The sequence below is a fragment of the Maridesulfovibrio salinus genome, assembly GCF_055394525.1.
The window spans coordinates 2,847,116-2,864,036 of record NZ_AP042461.1 but is presented as its reverse complement, the minus strand read 5'-3'; the positions used below and the strand labels follow the sequence as shown (position 1 = coordinate 2,864,036).

15 protein-coding genes are annotated in these 16,921 nt (G+C 44.5%); 9 read left to right on the top strand and 6 right to left on the bottom strand.

What is annotated here, in order from left to right:
* The 3 genes from ACZ5PW_RS12995 to ablB are packed head-to-tail and all read left to right on the top strand — an operon-like array spanning position 1 to position 2,889.
* Positions 1–732 carry an amino acid ABC transporter ATP-binding protein gene (locus ACZ5PW_RS12995; protein WP_464554402.1) on the top strand — a complete coding sequence of 244 codons (732 nt, stop codon included), beginning with the start codon at positions 1–3 and terminating at the stop codon, positions 730–732.
* A 20-nt stretch (positions 733–752) separates the two neighbouring features.
* Positions 753–2,066 (top strand): lysine 2,3-aminomutase, encoded by a 1,314-nt coding sequence (gene kamA, locus ACZ5PW_RS12990; RefSeq protein WP_464554398.1) that lies wholly within the window; start codon positions 753–755, stop codon positions 2,064–2,066.
* Positions 2,056–2,889, top strand: a complete 834-nt coding sequence (gene ablB, locus ACZ5PW_RS12985) for a putative beta-lysine N-acetyltransferase (RefSeq protein ID WP_464554394.1) — start codon at positions 2,056–2,058, stop codon at positions 2,887–2,889. The genes kamA and ablB overlap by 11 nt, the downstream gene beginning before the upstream one ends.
* Before the next feature lie 193 nt (positions 2,890–3,082).
* Here the strand turns inward: ablB and feoB are convergent, their stop codons facing one another.
* Positions 3,083–5,620: a ferrous iron transport protein B gene (feoB, locus tag ACZ5PW_RS12980; protein WP_464554391.1), complete on the bottom strand. Its 2,538-nt coding sequence runs from the start codon at positions 5,618–5,620 to the stop codon at positions 3,083–3,085.
* A 36-nt stretch (positions 5,621–5,656) separates the two neighbouring features.
* A complete protein-coding gene (locus ACZ5PW_RS12975; RefSeq protein WP_464554388.1) occupies positions 5,657–5,929 on the bottom strand; it encodes a FeoA family protein in 273 nt (90 codons plus the stop codon).
* Positions 5,930–6,283: 354 nt separating this feature from the next.
* Here ACZ5PW_RS12975 and ACZ5PW_RS12970 point away from each other — a divergent pair, with 354 nt between their 5' ends.
* The 5 genes from ACZ5PW_RS12970 (at position 6,284) to ACZ5PW_RS12950 (ending at position 10,523) form a co-directional block, all read left to right on the top strand.
* On the top strand, positions 6,284–6,679 hold the full coding sequence (locus tag ACZ5PW_RS12970; protein WP_464554384.1) for a PadR family transcriptional regulator: 396 nt from the start codon (positions 6,284–6,286) through the stop codon (positions 6,677–6,679).
* 7 nt (positions 6,680–6,686) lie between these two features.
* Entirely contained in the window at positions 6,687–7,469 is a 783-nt protein-coding gene (locus ACZ5PW_RS12965) for an ABC transporter permease (protein WP_464554379.1), read from the top strand.
* A gap of 10 nt (positions 7,470–7,479) precedes the next feature.
* Positions 7,480–8,241 (top strand): ABC transporter ATP-binding protein, encoded by a 762-nt coding sequence (locus ACZ5PW_RS12960; protein ID WP_464554375.1) that lies wholly within the window; start codon positions 7,480–7,482, stop codon positions 8,239–8,241.
* A gap of 10 nt (positions 8,242–8,251) precedes the next feature.
* The gene (locus ACZ5PW_RS12955; protein ID WP_464554371.1) at positions 8,252–9,187 is read left to right on the top strand and encodes an ABC transporter substrate-binding protein; all 936 of its coding nucleotides are present in this window, start codon (positions 8,252–8,254) and stop codon (positions 9,185–9,187) included.
* Between the two features lie 304 nt (positions 9,188–9,491).
* Complete coding sequence (locus ACZ5PW_RS12950) at positions 9,492–10,523, top strand: hypothetical protein (protein WP_464554366.1); 1,032 nt, start codon at positions 9,492–9,494, stop codon at positions 10,521–10,523.
* Positions 10,524–10,638: 115 nt separating this feature from the next.
* On the opposite strand, the gene ACZ5PW_RS12945 is transcribed toward ACZ5PW_RS12950, so the two are convergent.
* The 3 genes from ACZ5PW_RS12945 to ACZ5PW_RS12935 all read right to left on the bottom strand — a co-directional run bounded on the left by ACZ5PW_RS12945 (position 10,639) and on the right by ACZ5PW_RS12935 (position 14,466).
* Entirely contained in the window at positions 10,639–10,920 is a 282-nt protein-coding gene (locus tag ACZ5PW_RS12945; protein WP_464554362.1) for a peptidylprolyl isomerase, read from the bottom strand.
* A 285-nt stretch (positions 10,921–11,205) separates the two neighbouring features.
* Positions 11,206–12,006 carry a hydroxyethylthiazole kinase gene (gene thiM / locus ACZ5PW_RS12940; RefSeq protein ID WP_464554360.1) on the bottom strand — a complete coding sequence of 267 codons (801 nt, stop codon included), beginning with the start codon at positions 12,004–12,006 and terminating at the stop codon, positions 11,206–11,208.
* A 393-nt stretch (positions 12,007–12,399) separates the two neighbouring features.
* On the bottom strand, positions 12,400–14,466 hold the full coding sequence (locus tag ACZ5PW_RS12935; RefSeq protein ID WP_464554356.1) for an AAA family ATPase: 2,067 nt from the start codon (positions 14,464–14,466) through the stop codon (positions 12,400–12,402).
* 200 nt (positions 14,467–14,666) lie between these two features.
* Here ACZ5PW_RS12935 and ACZ5PW_RS12930 point away from each other — a divergent pair, with 200 nt between their 5' ends.
* The gene (locus ACZ5PW_RS12930; RefSeq protein WP_464554352.1) at positions 14,667–15,773 is read left to right on the top strand and encodes a Fic family protein; all 1,107 of its coding nucleotides are present in this window, start codon (positions 14,667–14,669) and stop codon (positions 15,771–15,773) included.
* Positions 15,774–15,793: 20 nt separating this feature from the next.
* Here ACZ5PW_RS12930 and ACZ5PW_RS12925 read toward each other — a convergent pair whose 3' ends face one another.
* Complete coding sequence (locus ACZ5PW_RS12925; RefSeq protein WP_464554348.1) at positions 15,794–16,789, bottom strand: LacI family DNA-binding transcriptional regulator; 996 nt, start codon at positions 16,787–16,789, stop codon at positions 15,794–15,796.
* Between the last annotated feature and the right edge of the window lie 132 nt (positions 16,790–16,921).

The following is a 16,921-nucleotide window of genomic DNA, read 5'->3' as shown; positions in this document are numbered from 1 at the left end:
ATGCAGGATACAATCAGTATAGAAGGCGTTCACAAATGGTTCGACACTCATCATGTTTTAAAAGGGATTGATCTTAATGTCGGCAATTCGGACGTTGTTGTAGTCATTGGGGCAAGCGGTTCAGGAAAATCAACACTGCTGCGCTGTGTTAACCGCCTTGAGGACTACACCAAGGGTGAAATCTGTATCAATGGTGATAAAGTCCCCAGCAATGAAAAAGATATAAACAGTATGCGCAGCAGGGTTGGGATGGTTTTTCAGCACTTCAACCTTTTCCCGCACATGAATGTACTTGGGAACGTCATAGAAGGACCTACCCAGGTGAAAAAAATGTCCAGAAAAGAAGCGGCTGATCTTGGAATGTCCTTTCTCGACAAAGTCGGAATGGCAGACTGGGCGGACGCTTATCCGGAGACTCTTTCCGGCGGACAGAAACAGAGGGTGGCAATTGCCCGGGCGCTGGCCATGGAGCCGGAAGTTATGCTTTTTGATGAGCCCACATCGGCTCTTGACCCGGAGCTTGTCGGCGAGGTTCTCACCGTTATGCGTGACCTTGCTGAAGACGGTATGACCATGATGGTCGTGACCCATGAAATGCATTTTGCAAACGAGGTAGCGGATTCCGTGGCTTTCATGGATCAAGGTGTAATCCTTGAACAGGACAAGCCCTCTCAGTTGTTCTCAGCTCCTTCAGAGCCGCGAACTCAGGAATTCCTCTCTCAGATTATATAATTATAAACCCACAGGAAGTTATGACTGTTTACACAGAACGGCAAGAAGAATTGGCAGGCGTTATTGACGACGAATCATCCAAATCCGACTGGACTGACTGGAAATGGCACATTCGTAATACCATCAAAACAGTCTCCAGTTTCGAAAAAGCCCTTGGGATAAAGTTCAGCGACGGCGAAAGAAGAAAGCATGAGCTTACTTTGCGTAAATTCCCTCTGGCAATTACTCCATATTATCTGTCGTTGATTGATGTGAATGACTATGAAAACGATCCTGTTTTTCTTCAATCTTTTCCATCACCTGAAGAACTCAAGATTGATCGTTGCGATATGACCGACCCTCTGCATGAGGACGAAGACAGTCCAGTGCCGGGGATTACACACCGTTATCCGGACCGAGTACTTTTTCACATAAGCAACCTGTGTTCAATGTACTGCAGGCACTGCACCAGAAAGCGCAAGGTAGGTGATCAGGATTCTGTTCCGTCACGGGAACAGCTGGAACAGGGTATCGAATACATCCGCAATACCCCACAGGTACGTGACGTCCTGCTTTCCGGCGGTGATCCCCTTATGCTTTCTGATGAAAAGCTGGACTGGATTCTCACCAAGGTCCGGGAGATTGAACACGTTGAAGTTGTGCGCATTGGCACAAGAATGCCTGTGGTGCTGCCGTACAGGGTCACGGACAATCTGGTGAATGTGCTTAAAAAACATCATCCGCTATGGGTCAACACCCACTTCAACCATCCCCGAGAGGTTACGGATTCCTCAAGGAGAGCAATCGCCAAACTTGCTGATGCAGGTATTCCTCTGGGGAACCAGAGTGTCCTTCTGGCAGGAGTCAATGACTGCCCGAGACTGATTAAAACCCTGAACCAGAAGCTGGTAAAAAACAGGGTGCGTCCATACTATCTGTATCAGTGCGACCTTTCAGAAGGTCTTAGCCATTTCCGTACACCGGTAGGAAAGGGTATCGAGATTCTTGAAAGCCTGCGCGGACATACCAGTGGTTTTTCCGTACCTACTTATGTAGTTGATGCTCCCGGCGGTGGTGGTAAGATCCCAGTAATGCCGAACTATATTGTTTCCTGGGCCACAAACAAAGTTGTTCTCAGAAACTACGAAGGTGTAATCACTACTTACACTGAACCGGATTCATACGAGAGTAATTATTGTGACCGTAACTGCACTGATTGCAACCTCCAGCTCAAGGAAGAAGATGCTGAGGAAAAGGCAATCGGTATTGAGAAACTCATCTCTGATTGGGATGATACTTTGAGCCTTACCCCGGAAGACAATGAAAGAGCGGAGAGAAATTCAGATGTCGCATGATTCCATTTTAACTATTGGAAACAGTGATATTCAGGTCGGGACTTTCAACGACCGCATTTATCTGATGTCTTTATCTGACGAAGATGTTCCGGAAATAGTTGAAGATCTAATCGGTATGGCTGCAAATGATGATTTGTCCAAGATCTTTGCAAAGATTCCTGAATCACATGAAGCTCCTTTTCTTGCCAGCGGGTTTGAAAAAGAAGCAGTGGTTCCCGATATGTTTGCCGAAGATGATGGAGTTTTCCTGAGTCTCTACCGTTATCCCTGGCGTAGAAAGCAGGAAAACAAGTCTGACCTTGATCATGTGCTCTCTGTAGCCGAGAGCAAGAAAGGAAAAGGAAATGTCTCCACCCTGCCGACAACCCTTGATATGCGCAGGCTGGGACCGGGAGATGCGGACGCGCTCGCGCATCTCTACGGTCAGACCTTCAAGACTTATCCTTTCCCGATCAATGATCCGGAATTCATCAGTCAGGAAATGGTTGATGGAGTCCGCTTCATGGGAGTTTTCGAAGAGGATATTCTTGTCGGTGCGGCTTCCGCTGAAATCAGTGCAGACGGGCACAGTGCCGAGATGACGGACTTCGCTGTGAACCCTGATTATAGAAGCATGGGCATCGCGGGTGCTCTTTTGAGAGCTCTCGAAGATGAATGCGCAGAACTTGAAATCCGGTGCTGTTTTACTATAGCCCGAGCCTGCTCTCATGGAATCAATTCACTGTTTTCCAAGGGAGATTATTCCTACTCGGGACGGCTGGTAAATAATACAAATATCAGCGGCAGTCTTGAATCCATGAATGTTTGGTATAAAATATTATAGCTGTTATCCAGGCTAATAAGAAATGAGCCGGTTGTGCGCCTTATGTGTATGATCGGCTCGTTTGATTTTGTTCAGTTTAAAAATATAATGAACTTTACGTGCTTCATAATGGGAATGCCTCTGTCCGGAATGATTTCCGGACAGAGGCATTAATTTTGGTCTGTTCTCAAAGACAGTTGGCAATCAGTTTTTATTAGTTGTTATCCTTAGCCGTTTGCTGGGCGAAGTCAGGTAGTGGAGCTGGCGGCTTTTGCCAGTTTTTAAAGAGTCCAAGTATTACTGTCAGCAATACTACAGCCCCGTAAAAGACTCCCATCATCTGTATTCCACTAAGACCGACGGCATTTCCGCCAGTATAGATAAATGATGCCGCTGCAAATCCCAGTAATGTCGGGAAGATCATGGAAAACAGCATCCATTTATACGAACCAGTCTGAACCTTGATCATGATCGTGGTCGCGAGGCAGGGCGGATACAGTGCGAAGAAAACCATGACAGCCAGTGCGTGAAGCGGGGTGAACCCTCCTTCCTCGGATTCGTTGCCCATCCGTTCTTCCAGACTTTTGTTCTCGTCAGCTCCCTGCTGGTATAGGACTCCTATAGTAGCTACACTGGATTCCCTTGCCGCAAAGGAGGACAGAATTGCCACGTTGATTTTCCAGTTGAAACCGGCCCATTGTGTGACAGGTTCCAGAGAGCGTCCAATCATGCCAAGGAAACTGGTACTGATCTGGACTTCCTTCATCTGACGTCTCAGGGCCTTTCTTTTAGAACTCAGTCCTCTCATGGCTCTGTTGACTTTTTTGGCATCCTTATCTGATCCTGGTTTCAGGAATCTGAACATGTAAGGGTACTTTTCCTGATAGCGCTCAGAGAGAGCCAGTGATGCATCCTTACCCCTGATGGTCATTCTCTCAGCTTTGTAATCAGAGTAGACGTTAATCAGCGAGAGGATAGCTGCTTCGTCTTTGAATTGATCAGCATAAGAACTGGTTGCTATCCGTTTCTGGAAAGCAGTGATAGCTGAGTCCATCTGAGCTTCGAACTGCGTCATTTGCTGTTCCGGTACTCCCGGGAACTGGAGCAGGGTAAAAACGCAAACAGAAACAGCCACAACGATACTTCCGACTTTTTTAATGTACTGCCATGTACGCTCAAGGGCTCGTTGCCCCACGCCGAAAATGGTCGGCGGATGGTACTTGGGAAGTTCCATGACAAAAGGAGCTGTCTCTTTACTTTTGAGTACGGTGGCAGTCAGAAGACGAGCGATAAGCAGAGCCGCAAAAATAGTGAAGGTTGACAGGAAAAGCATTGCCCATGATTTATAAGGGGCAAAGAATACGTTTACTAAAAGGGTATAAAACGGAATTTTAGCGAGGCAGTTCATATACGGGACAGTGAGAATGGTAGCCATTCTCGATCGTTCGTCGGGTATGCCCTTGGTGGACATAACACCGGGCACGGCGCACCCGCCAGCAAAAACACCACCCAGAATATATGGAAGTGTTGATTGACCGTGTAATCCGAAAGAATGGAACAGCTTATCCAGAATAAAAGCGATTCTGGCCATGTATCCGCTATCCTCTAATATGGCGATCAAAGCGAAAAGGATCAGAAAGATCGGGATATAGTTCAGCAGCCCGTTGGCGGAGTCAACAATCCAGAGGCCCATAGAGCGGAGGTAGGGGTCCTGCAGAAGTCCTGCATCTGGAAGGGCCATGGCAATGAAACTTCTGATTTTCGCCAGATAAGGCCACCAGTAGTTGGTCAGTTCATATCCTTTAACAATGGAAAGCTGATAGATAATGAAAACAGTAGCAATAAGGAATATCGGAGCGGCAAAGCGGTTCAGAACAATATTATCGATCAGATCGGTAATAGTGTCCTTACCTTCTTTCTCTTCGGTAACGCACGACTCAATGATGTCTGTTGCAAGACGGTCTCGGCAGCCGACCATGAAATCAGCTACGCCCATGTAGTGTTCTTCTTCAAATTCCTCTTTGATCCTGGTTGCTTCCATCAGTGGCTCAGAACCTTTCCCTAAGGCCTTTGTAACTATGCTGACCGCTTCACTGTCTCCTTCTACAAGTTTTACTGTGAGCCAGCGCAAAGGGTATTTTTCTCCCAGTCCTGCTTCTTCAAGTTTGTTTTGAAGTAACTGCAGTTCCGGTTCAAGCTTCTCATAAGTAATATCAAGAGTATTATGTTCTGTTCTGTTAGCTGTCTTGAGTATGCAGTCCCTGAGTTCTTTTTTACCTTTTCCTCTGCGCCCGATAGTCGGTATAACGGAAACACCCAGACGATGCTCCAGTCGAGAAACATCAACATACGTCCCATTGCGCTTGGCAACGTCCATCATGTTAAGTGCAACTATTACCGGGAAGCCCATTTCCATAACCTGGAAAGTAAAATAGAGGCTTCTTTTAAGTGAAGAGGCATCTACCACATTTACGAGTACATCCGGCTTTTCATTAATCAGAAAATCCCTTGCAACACGTTCCTCTAATGAAAATGAAGTCAAGCTGTATGTGCCCGGGAGGTCGATTGTTTCAACTCGAATACCTTCGTGGCGGTAGATTCCGGATTTCTTATCAACAGTTACACCGGGATAGTTCGCGATATGCTGGTTGGCCCCGGTAAGCATGTTAAAGGTGGTAGACTTTCCTGCATTCTGCTGTCCAACCAGCCCCACCAGCAGTTCTTTTGAGCTGGGATCGGTAGTGGTAGTCATTTTTTCCGTCTCTGCGTTTAAATGTTAGTGGGCCGTTTACTGTTTAAGTGATTCCACTTCGATAAGATCCGCTTCAGATTCACGCAGTGCTACTTTGTAGTTAGCTACACGGCATTCGATGGGATCGCCCATTGGAGCTCGGCGAATTACTTCTATTTCTGTCTCAGGAACAAAACCAAGATCAAGAAGTCTTTGACGCACTGCGCCCTCGGAACGGTGGCAGATTATTTTAACACGGTCACCGGACTTGATGTTGCCCAGCAGGCAGCATTTCCCTTTCCGCTTTCTCATTCTTTTCTGTTCATGCATGTCTCTCTCCTTGTTTGAAGTTGAAAACGAATATCAACTCCAATTGATTAGTCAAGTAAAGCGAGGCATTTGTCAAGAATAAGAGTCATGTGATTTTGTATTTAATTGTATCGCAATGAGTTTAATGGTTCTGATGTGGGGTAGTTTTTTAAATAAAATAAATTAGTTAATGATGTTTAAAGTAGTGGCTAACTTGTACACCTCAAGGCAAAGGTAATAATTGGAACGTAATTTCAGTCTATGGGATTTCGTTCTGCTATAATTATAACTGATTGGAGGGGGAGGGGCGTATTTCTTATATGAATGATTATAAATTTAGTGACCTGTTCAAAACAGTATTATACAATGTAGAATATGAAAGACATAATTAAGGACTGCCCGTGTACCGGTAAGAGTTCAACAACCTATGCTGCTCCCTGGATATTACTGCTGCTGTTCGAGCATACCGAACTGCATGGGTATGCTCTGGCCGAAATGATTGGAGAATATCTTGAGCCTTTTGGCGCAGGGTTGAATATAACAGGAATCTATCGCCATCTGAATGCACTCGAAAAGCGAGGAATACTCACCTCAGAGGTGGATATTAGCGGTAAAAAGCCTTCCAGAAAAAAATATAGGCTGACCGAATCCGGAGAAGCCTGTCTGCAAAACTGGATTTACACCATGCAGATGCAGACAGGACTTATTGAGTCATTTATTGCAAAAGCAAAGAAAGAACTTCCCCCTTCCTTCTTTTTATCGAGACAATGATTTGATCATGTTCAAGTGTTTCCTGAAAAATTGTCATAAGATCCTTCCTGTAATCCTTGTTTTCGTGCTCTGGGAAGTTACAGCCCTGTCAGTTGAGTCTTTCCGAGGGGTTGAGTTCCCTGATCCTTTTGAGACAATTCATCGTTTATATGAATTGTTCAACGGGCAGAAATTATCAGGCCACAGTCTTTCAATGCATATCCTCGCAAGTCTGGAAAGATGGCTGTACGGATTCAGTATCGCCGTTGCCGGTGGAATCTCATTCGGTTTACTGGTCAGCTGGAGCAGGTGGTTTGAAAGGACTACCAGAGGAATACCGCAGTTTTTACTGCTTGTGCCCGGGCTTGCATGGATTCCGGTTGCAATACTGATTTTAGGTATCGGCGAGTCCGCCACGGTGGCAATGATCAGCATTTCAGCTTTCGCGCCGATCGCCATCAGTGTGATCGATGGCATCAGAGGAGTGGATTCAAATTATATCAGAGCTGCCGAAATGATGGGGACAGGCCGGGGCAGACTTTTCTTTCAGGTTCTGCTTCCCGCATCACTTCCTTCAATTATAAGTGGACTCCGCATCGGCCTTGGGACCGCATGGCGTGTTCTTGTTGCCGCAGAAATGGTCGTTGGAACCGGCACAGGTCTGGGCTATTCAATTATACAAGCCCGTTGGACACTGGATTATTCCGCGTCTTTTGCCTGCATCGGTATAATCGTGGCAATTGGATTGTTTTTCGAAAAATTCCTTTTGCGATGGCTTGAAATGAAAACTGTCGATCTTTGGGCAGCTTAGGCGGATACGGATGATTGGATTCAATAATGTCTGCAAGAGTTTCAGTGTGAATGGCGGGAAGCCTGTTTCAATTATTCATAATTTGAATCTGGAAGTTGAAAAAGGGGAACTGGTTTGCGTGCTGGGACCGAGTGGATGCGGAAAGACGACTTTTCTTAATCTTGCCGCAGGTTTTATTTCACCGGATTCAGGGAATATCAAAGTTGAAGGACTTCCGGTCAGCGAGCCCGGTCCTGATCGCGGTGTTGTCTTTCAGGATTCGAATTTATTTCCATGGTTGAGCGTCCTTAATAATGTTGAGTTCGGTTTGAAGCAGATGAAGTACAGCCGCAGTAAATGTACTGAAATTGCGTCAGAATATCTGAAAATAACAGGAATGGACGAGCATGCGGACAAATATCCCCGGGCTCTTTCCGGAGGGATGCGCCAGAGAGTAGCAATTGCCCGTGTACTGGCTCTTGAGCCGAAGATAATGCTCATGGACGAACCGTTCAGCGCTCTTGATGCAAATACGCGGGAGCATCTTCAGGAAAGTCTTGTAAAATCATGGAGAGGTAAAGACCGAACGATAATTTATGTAACTCACAGTGTGGATGAAGCTGCATACCTTGCTGACAGGATTATTATACTGGGAGATGCAGTCACCGGTATTCATGCGGATATGCACATCAAGCGTTCAGGGGAAAGGGACAGGTTCTCAAGCGAAATTTCCAGTATCCAAAAAGAATTGCGAGCTATTTTAACACGAATGCCATGCTGCATAAGCAGATAAGGATCAGTAAATGAAAATTAGATATTCAATGTTGTTACTATGTCTTTTATGCTTTTTAACGGTCTCCGATGCCATAGCTGATTCACGCGAGATCAGATTCGCCTTTCAGGACAGGATAGGAAGTGTCATACCGATTGTTGCAGTCAGTAAAGGTTTCTTTGAGGCTGAAGGATTGAATGTGACCCCCCTTACTTTCAGCAGCGGTCCCGCTTGCGCGGAAGCCATTTATTCCGGAGCTGCAGATGTCGGAGCTATGGGGGATACAACAGCTGTCATCACCGTAAGCCGAACGGACAGATTCAAGATTATCGCCAGCCACGCTACTGGAGAGCATCGGCACAGGATTATGGTTAGGAAAGGCAGTGCTTATTCGAGTCTGGAAGACCTTCGCAGTAAAAGACTGGCTGTCAAGAAGGGGACTTCTACATACGGTGGATTGTTGAAAGCTTTAAAGCAGGGTGGAGTGAAAGCCTCCGAAATCAGAATTACGGATCTTTCTCCAGCGGTTATGAATGATGCTTTGGCAGCCGGTTCCGTAGATGCATTCGTGGCCAGCGAACCTACTCCATCCCTTATGGAGGGCAAGGTTTCCCAAGAGCTTATGACATTGGGTGGGCTTGGAAATGAGTATCCCATAATGCTGCTTGCTTCTAACGAATTACTCGATAAAAATACTGATGAAATGGTCAGGCTTATGAAGGCTCTCAAAAAGGCTGAAAATTACGCAGCTGAGAATCCTGAACAGGTTATCGAGATAATGCGGCAGGAAACAGGCATGCCTGCTGCAGCTGTGAAAAGGGCTGTACAGCGCCATGAGTATCACCTTCGGTTAGATACAGGAATAATTAACAGCCTTGCTGATACTGCACTGTTTTTGAAAAATGAAGGGCTCATCGTTAAAGTCCCTGATTTTGATAAGGTCTGTGTCTTTTCCTATGTAGAATAGGATTTTGACTGGTCGCAATATAAATTTGATGCCGAGAATCGCGCGAATGAATCCCTTGTTATTCTTTTGAACAGCTGGGAATTTGTTTTCCGGGCTAGGTGTAGAGTATCCCAACATTCTTGGGGGGTAAAAATTTAGAGGCAATACGGCCTGAGTATATGTTTTAAGCTCTTTAAATTCAAAACCATTGCCCTTGCGATAAATTAAATCTACATTCGCCGCATTCAGTCCGGGGTAAATTCAGGCTCGGCTGAATGATCAAGACAAGGTAATCATTTGAATAAGAAAGAAAAAAGGTGAAATTATGAGTTTTTTTAAAAGACTGAATAAACTTGTTCCGACAAGTGGCAAGATATCAGCTATCTTTATCCCCTTGTTATTGTGGGGACTTTGGTGGGCCTATTCGGGCATTGGCTATATGTTTTCCGTTACCGAGTGGCCTGAGATATCCCCGTCTGTTCATTCGGAGATAACAGCGGTTCAGTCCGATCCTGCCTTCAATAATCCGGATGTATCTGATGCAGAGAAGGAACGTATTGAAACTTTGAAGGGCAGAGTTCTGGCATTGGCGATTGTGTCCCGTTTGGAGACCGAACTGGCTGACGGGTGGACCCCGCAGTATCTGTTCGTGAATCCTAAATCCCATTTTGATAACGCGGTCAATCGCAAACTTGGAGTTCTCACAGCTACAACTCTTTTGCAGAAGTTCTTCTCCACTACCATGGCTAAATATGGTTCCATGGACCCTGAGAATAAGTGGATGCAAGAAGCTCGTGAGCGTGATTTTACCTATGGTCCTCGTATATGGGGTTTCTTTGAGAGATCTTCCAATTCAGCATATCAGGATGGCGTGGCTAACGTGCACAAATACGCCGATAAGCTGATTGGTATGAAGGTAACCAAAAAGAAGAAGGATGATGTCCGTGCCATTGTCAATATTAAGGCCAATGAAATCTATGAGATGTTGACCTTTATCCTCTCCAAGAACTTCATTGACGTTCCACTCGGTTGGCTCTCCGCACCCGGCGGGACTTTGTCATGGTCCGAGCTGGATGATCGTGTTTACTTCGCGCAGGGCATGACTTTGGTTCTGCGTGATGTAATCACCGTGCTGAAGGAACTGTACCCCGAGAAGATTACTAATGTGGACAAGGGTGGAGCCCAGAACCTTGAAGAGGCTATGACGGCCATGAACAAAATCTGCACTTTCAACCCTGCGATTGTCTTGCGAGGTAAAGAAGATTCCATGTTCGCCGATCACCGCGGAAAAATGGCTCGCTATATGTTCACCGTGAGAGAGCGCCTGCTTGACGTGGCGGAGACTATCCGAAGATAATCTCTCCCTCTGTTTCATAATACAATTCAAATAAAGGGCTTACATCATTATGATGTAAGCCCTTTCAGATTGCTGACTAAGTCAGGCTTTATTTTTTCTAGCGGTGAAGAGTTGTTTAGTCTTCGCGGCTATCAATGATCAGCAGGTGGTAACCGAACTGTGTTTTTACGGGGCCGTGAACTTCGCCAACGGCTTCATTGAACACAACAGTATCAAATTCCGGGACCATCTGGCCGGGGCGGAACTCACCGAGCTCGCCACCGCGCTGACCGGAAGGACAGCTGGAGTGTTTCTTTGCGAGTTCACCAAAGTCTGCGCCGTCCTGAATTTGCTTTTTCAGGTCCAGACAGGTCTGTTCATCACTAACCAAAAGATGTCGTGCAGATGCTTTTGCCATTACGTACTCCTGTAAGTTTTAATATAATATTCTTAATTGGCCTTATCGTCTTGCCATTACGCTTTGATGCGTCGCAAAAAATGACCTTGCATGAATACGCAAGGACTGCAAGGTGAAATCCTGCATTAATATCTTACAGATCAATCCGGTCCAGGAATTCAACTAGCGTGCGCACGTTTACTTGCGGGAATTACAGGTGAAGTAGCAGTTACCGGTTGAATGTATTTCACGTGAGGATTATTAGTAAGTAGGATTATGCTTCGTGACAATTAGGCCGCTGAATCATTAAGGTTCCACTTTACAATTCGATACTAAGTCATCTTTATCCAGCGAATAGAGGGCATCGAGAAAATGCATTTGAAAGCTGCCGGGACCATCGGCCTTGGCTGCAGCCATCCCGCCAGCAGTATTCATTATAACCATACCCGCCACGCCTGCATCAAACGCAGATTCGGCTACTGCAGCACAGGCTCCACAAATGGCTGTAGAAGTGCATCCCATGCCGGTCACTTTGGGCATTAGAGGACTGCCGCCCCGCAACCAAACAGTATTTGCGGGGGAAACCACCATATCCAGCTCTCCGCTTACTACCACTACACAATCAAAGAGCTCTGCAAGATATCTAGCCGCTGCCTCGGCCGTTTGCGTCTCATGCATGGAGTCCACACCTTTGGTCTGTCCGTCTGCGCCAGCAAGAGCCATAATCTCTGAGGGGTTACCACGAATAATAGTAGGCCCGACTTCCTGAAGAATTTTTGTAGAGGTCTGCGTCCTGAATGAACTTGCGCCAACACCTACCGGATCAAAAACAACCGGCTTAGATTCCGCCTTTGCCGCCTTCCCGGCAACAAGCATGCTGGTAATCCATGGCTCGCTCAGCGTCCCGATATTCAACACGAGGCTGTTTGAAATGCCTACCATCTCCTGCATCTCTTCCTGCGCATGGGCCATGATGGGTGATGCACCAATAGCCAGCAAGGCATTGGCCGTATTATTCATCACCACATAGTTGGTGATACTGTGTACAAGCGGTGTTCTGGAGCGAATCTGTTCAACAACATTCCAAGCCCGGTCTAGTATAGTCATAATGCAGTTTCCATCTGTTTGTTTTTTCTAACATTTATCAGCGCCTTCTCTCCGTTACCCTGAACGCCCGTTGTGGTCCAGTAGTTGATTATAAAAAATGCCATAAGGAAAGTAGCAATGCTGATCGAATAAAAATGTTTTGAAGTAGTTTGATGGATGTCAACGGGGTTAAGCTAACTATAACGAACGTAGAAAAAACGAAAAAATCCTTGCTATTCGTATGAATAACAAGGGTTTAGCGTTCTTTGTAAAACTGTATGGGACGGTATGAAAATGATGGAATGGTGGAGGCGGGGGACATCTAATTTGGGCTGTATGGTGTCGGTATTGTTGGGTTTTTTAAGTTGAGGAAATTGGTGTACTCGTGTGGGTACTCGTGGTGTGGTAAAAAAATTAAATCTCTGGGTAAATTTGATGTAGGACTTTATGCATGCCTTGTGGTTTATATCCACGTTCAACCATTTTTGAAATTATCAAATTTTTTAATACTTCATAATTTAACCCCGGTAGTTGTGAGGTTAATTTTTTGAGAACTTTTCGTCCTATGCATTCATTTTCCCAACTCTCGTTAAATTTTTTTTCTAATTCATTTTTGATTTGGGAAATTTCACTTTGGAAGAATGATTCTTGAAAATCTCTTTCGAGTCCTTGTAGTTTTTCTAGGTTATGTAAGATGTTTTTGCGAAATGCAGCTGCAATATCGTCTTCATTTGGGTTAATTCCAATATTGATTTTGCTAACAATTTTTGAATTTAAATAATCTTGGAAATTATCAACTATTAATTTGGGAATACAATCATACGCCCAAGATTTTAAAGAATTTTCAACATCTTCTATTGAGTTAAATTTATTATTAAAACCTGCTGAATTTAAAACATCATATATGATTTCTGGGTTTAATAAATAATTTTCAATGTGATAAGCGTTCCAAGATAGTTTTTCCATAGATGATTGCAGATCAAAACCTCTATCTCTGTCGACAATACAGTACACTCTAGTTTTATCACCTCTTTCTTCTAGAATTTGTGTGTATAATTCGGCAAATAAATATACTTTTCGTTTAGATGTGCCAGATATGATGTTGAATTTACCTGCAATTTCTGGAAAAAGTTTAAGCACAAGTTCTTTGTCGAATTCGGAATTTTCGCCTTCTAAAAATAGAATGTCGGAAGCAGGGGAGTACTGTGACATGTCACCAACTAGATTTAGGATTGCCAATTCTATGTTGTCTTCTGATGAAATTCTATGAAGTTGTTGCGACTCAGGAATACATTGATAAGCTGGTAACATATGGTAGACTGAAGAGTCCTCGTAGCGAGCCACTTCCTTAAGTAAAGCATCAGAGTGGGTAATTAGCCATGTTTGATTTTTACCTTTACCTAACTCATTTTTGTAAAATATTGGTAATTCGCGAATTAGTCTTGGGTTTAAATGCAATTCTGGTTCATCGAATAGCAGGATTGAGTTTTTTACATTTAGGTTGTGCAGTCTAAGGTATCCCATGACAATTTCTTTTTCGCCAAGGCTAAGTTCATCTATGTCATGAATAGAACCATCGGAAATTTGAACGTTAAAACTTATTATTCCATCTTGTTGAACCAATGGTGTAAGAAATGTTTTATTTGGAAAAAATTTTGAAAAAAGTGATTGCATAGATTCTTCAAGGTTTTTTCCTTCATTATTCATGCCTTTCTTTTCTAACAACAGGCTTTTTAAGTATGACGCAGCTAGTTCTTGTTTTATTTGGCTGTATTTATTGGCAGTGTTGTAGAGGGAACTGTTTTTATAGTTTTCAAAATTATTAGAAAAATTTACATTTATATTTGTTGAACTTACTTTGTTAAAGGTGCGGTTTGCTCCAATTAAATCGATGATTCCAATTTTATTAGGTTCAAATGAACTGAGTGCAAAGTGAATAACTTTATCATTTCTGAATTTCACAGATCCATTTGGATCTATTTCAATCATCGCGTTATGTTTTTTTAGGCCAACGAGTATGATAAATTGCGAGGTTGCCTCATCTACCAGTTTTGAAAAATTGTCCTTCTCGTCTATCGAGATCGTATAGTTTATTGATGATGCTGGTTTTGAATATGGAATTTTATTGTGCTGTCGTATTAAATCAAGTTCATTGAAGCTTCTTGCATTGCTTCTCATGTATTCTTTTTCTTCATCAGTAAATTCAAAGTCTATTTCTATGTGGATTGGTTGGTTTGCATCTCTAAACAATGGCTTGATGTTGACTTGTGTTCCTCTTTTTAGTTGGAACTCATTCCAGAACATATCTGTTTCATCGTTTCCATAAGAACCGTAATAACTTTTTAGAAGCCTTATTGCATCAAATATTGTAGATTTGCCGCATCCGTTAGGGCCGGCAATTACTATAAAATCTTTTAAACCTTTGGCTTCGAAATGGGATATACCCTTAAAGTTTTTAATCAGTATTCTTTGTATCTTCATTATGTTCTCGTGTGTTGGTTAAGCTTGCTAGTGAGACTTGTATATACTCAATATTTGTTATTGTTAAGCTGTTAAATAAGTAAATGTTTATTTGTTTGTTGATTGTGTTTTTATTTGCCTTTGCCCCAAACACCACCTATAATCACCGCAAAACCTGCGGCGAATAACACCAACATTCACCGCAAACAAGGGCAAAAGCAATGTGGATACACGAACATCAAGACTGGCCGAACTTCTCTTGGAACGCGGAAAAGCTTATTTCCAAACTGGCAGACGTCCGCCATCGACAGGGCGTGCTGCTGGGTAAGATTGGGAATCTGGGCTTTGATCTGAGAAATGAGGCGGGCCTGAAGACTCTCACCAATGACATCGTTCATTCTTCAGCCATAGAAGGGGAACTCCTCAACCCTGAGGAGGTACGGTCCTCTATTGCCCAGCGTCTGGGAATCGACATTGCCGGGCTGAAACCGGCAGGGCGTGATGTAGACGGCATAGTCGAAATGATGCTCGACGCCACTCAGCGATATGCGGAGCCGTTGACCAAGGATCGGCTCTGCGACTGGCATGCGGCTCTTTTCCCAATGGGGCGCAGCGGCATTAAGCGGATAACCGTTGCAGACTGGCGTCCTGCGGAAGTTGGAGCCATGCAGGTTATCTCCGGGCCTATGGGCCGTGAGAAAGTCCACTTTGAAGCTCCACATGCTGACCGCCTTGAAGATGAGATGGCTCGATTTCTGGAATGGTTTGAGAGCGAAGATGATACTGATCCGGTTCTACGTGCCGGAATAGCCCACCTGTGGTTTGTTACCATTCACCCCTTTGAAGACGGCAACGGGCGTATTGCGCGTACAATCGCGGATATGGCCTTGGCCCGTGCTGATGCGGCGGCAGAGCGGTATTACAGCATGTCCACGCAGATTGAGCTGAAGCGTAAGGATTATTATTCCCATCTGGAAAGGCAGCAGCGCGGCACGCCAGAAATCACCAAATGGCTGGAGTGGTTTCTGGATTGCCTGAAAGAAGCCCTGATCAATGCTGAATCCACGCTGAGCCATGTACTCCATAAAGCCAGCCTGTGGGAACGGATATCCCAGCAGTCTCCTGTGAATGAACGTCAGCGGTCTGTGCTTGAGCGCATGCTCGACGAAAATTTCAAGGGCTACATGAACTCTTCAAAGTACGCCAAGCTGGCAAAATGCTCCACAGATACAGCCCTGCGTGACATCAAGGATCTGAAGGAGCGCGGAATACTGGTGCAGAACCCCGGAGGCGGGCGGAGTACTAGTTATCGTTTGAGTGAGGGGTAGGGATGTATTTTGAGTATTTTTTATATTTTTCCGCCACAGGACTGCCTTACGACTAGTCTGCTTTCAAGAACCACCTTCCGTGTCGGTCGTTTAGGATCATCAATACGTTTAAGCAGCAATTCACAGGCAGTCTGCCCAATGGCATAAGTCGGTTGCTCCACTACAGTGATTGCGGGTCGGGTCATGGAAGTCCATATGGATTCGTCGAAGCTCGCAAAAGCTACGGATTCAGGAACAGGCAATTCTTTATCTCGTATGGCTCTGAATGCTCCAGCTCCAAGTCTACCGTTACTGGTGATAATCGCTTCAGGTGGAGTCGCAAGATTCAATAATTGTGTGACTGTTTCATGGGCGGCCTGATCCGTGGCTGGGAGGGTTTTGGTCATTACGTTCTCATCTGCAAGTCCCGCCTCTCGTACAGCCTCGGCGAAACCAGACTTACGCTGCTGCCCTGTGGCGCTGTTGTCGCCGAAAAGAGCTGCAATGCTTTTGTAACCGTGTGCAAGCACATGTCTGGTTAATTCCACAGCAGCTTGATGGTTATCTATAAGAACCATGTCGGCAGCATATCCGCGAACCTCTCTGTCGATGACGACAATGGGCGATGTGTAATATCTGGTCAGTTCAAAGTTGTCTGAAAGTCGCAGGGTAGGAGCTAAGATAATTCCGGCAGCGTTTTCACTCTGCATCATTTCAAGGTACATACGTTCTTTTTCATGGTTTTCATCAGTATTACAGAAGATTACGCTGTAATTGTTCTTTTGGGCTACATCCTCTACCGCTCTTGCTACTGAAGCAAAAAATGGACTTTGAATATCAGCAACGATAAGTCCAATATAGGTAGATTTTTTAGAGCGTAATCTTTGAGCCGCTTTGTCTGGTTTGTAATTGGTTTTGGCAACTACTTTCAGTACTTTTTCACGGACTTCCTGCCGGACATTAGGTTTACCGCCTAAAACTCGCGAAACAGTAGCGGTAGAAACTCCTGCCGCTTCAGCAATATCTTTTATTCTCATATGTTACCTCACTTAATATATAAAAATGTAATCGATTTCATAAAAATTTACAACTTTTTTAATGCAAAATGGCGGTATTTTGTCTCTAATGGCTTATTTTTTAAAATATATTTTGAGCTATCCCCCTGTAGA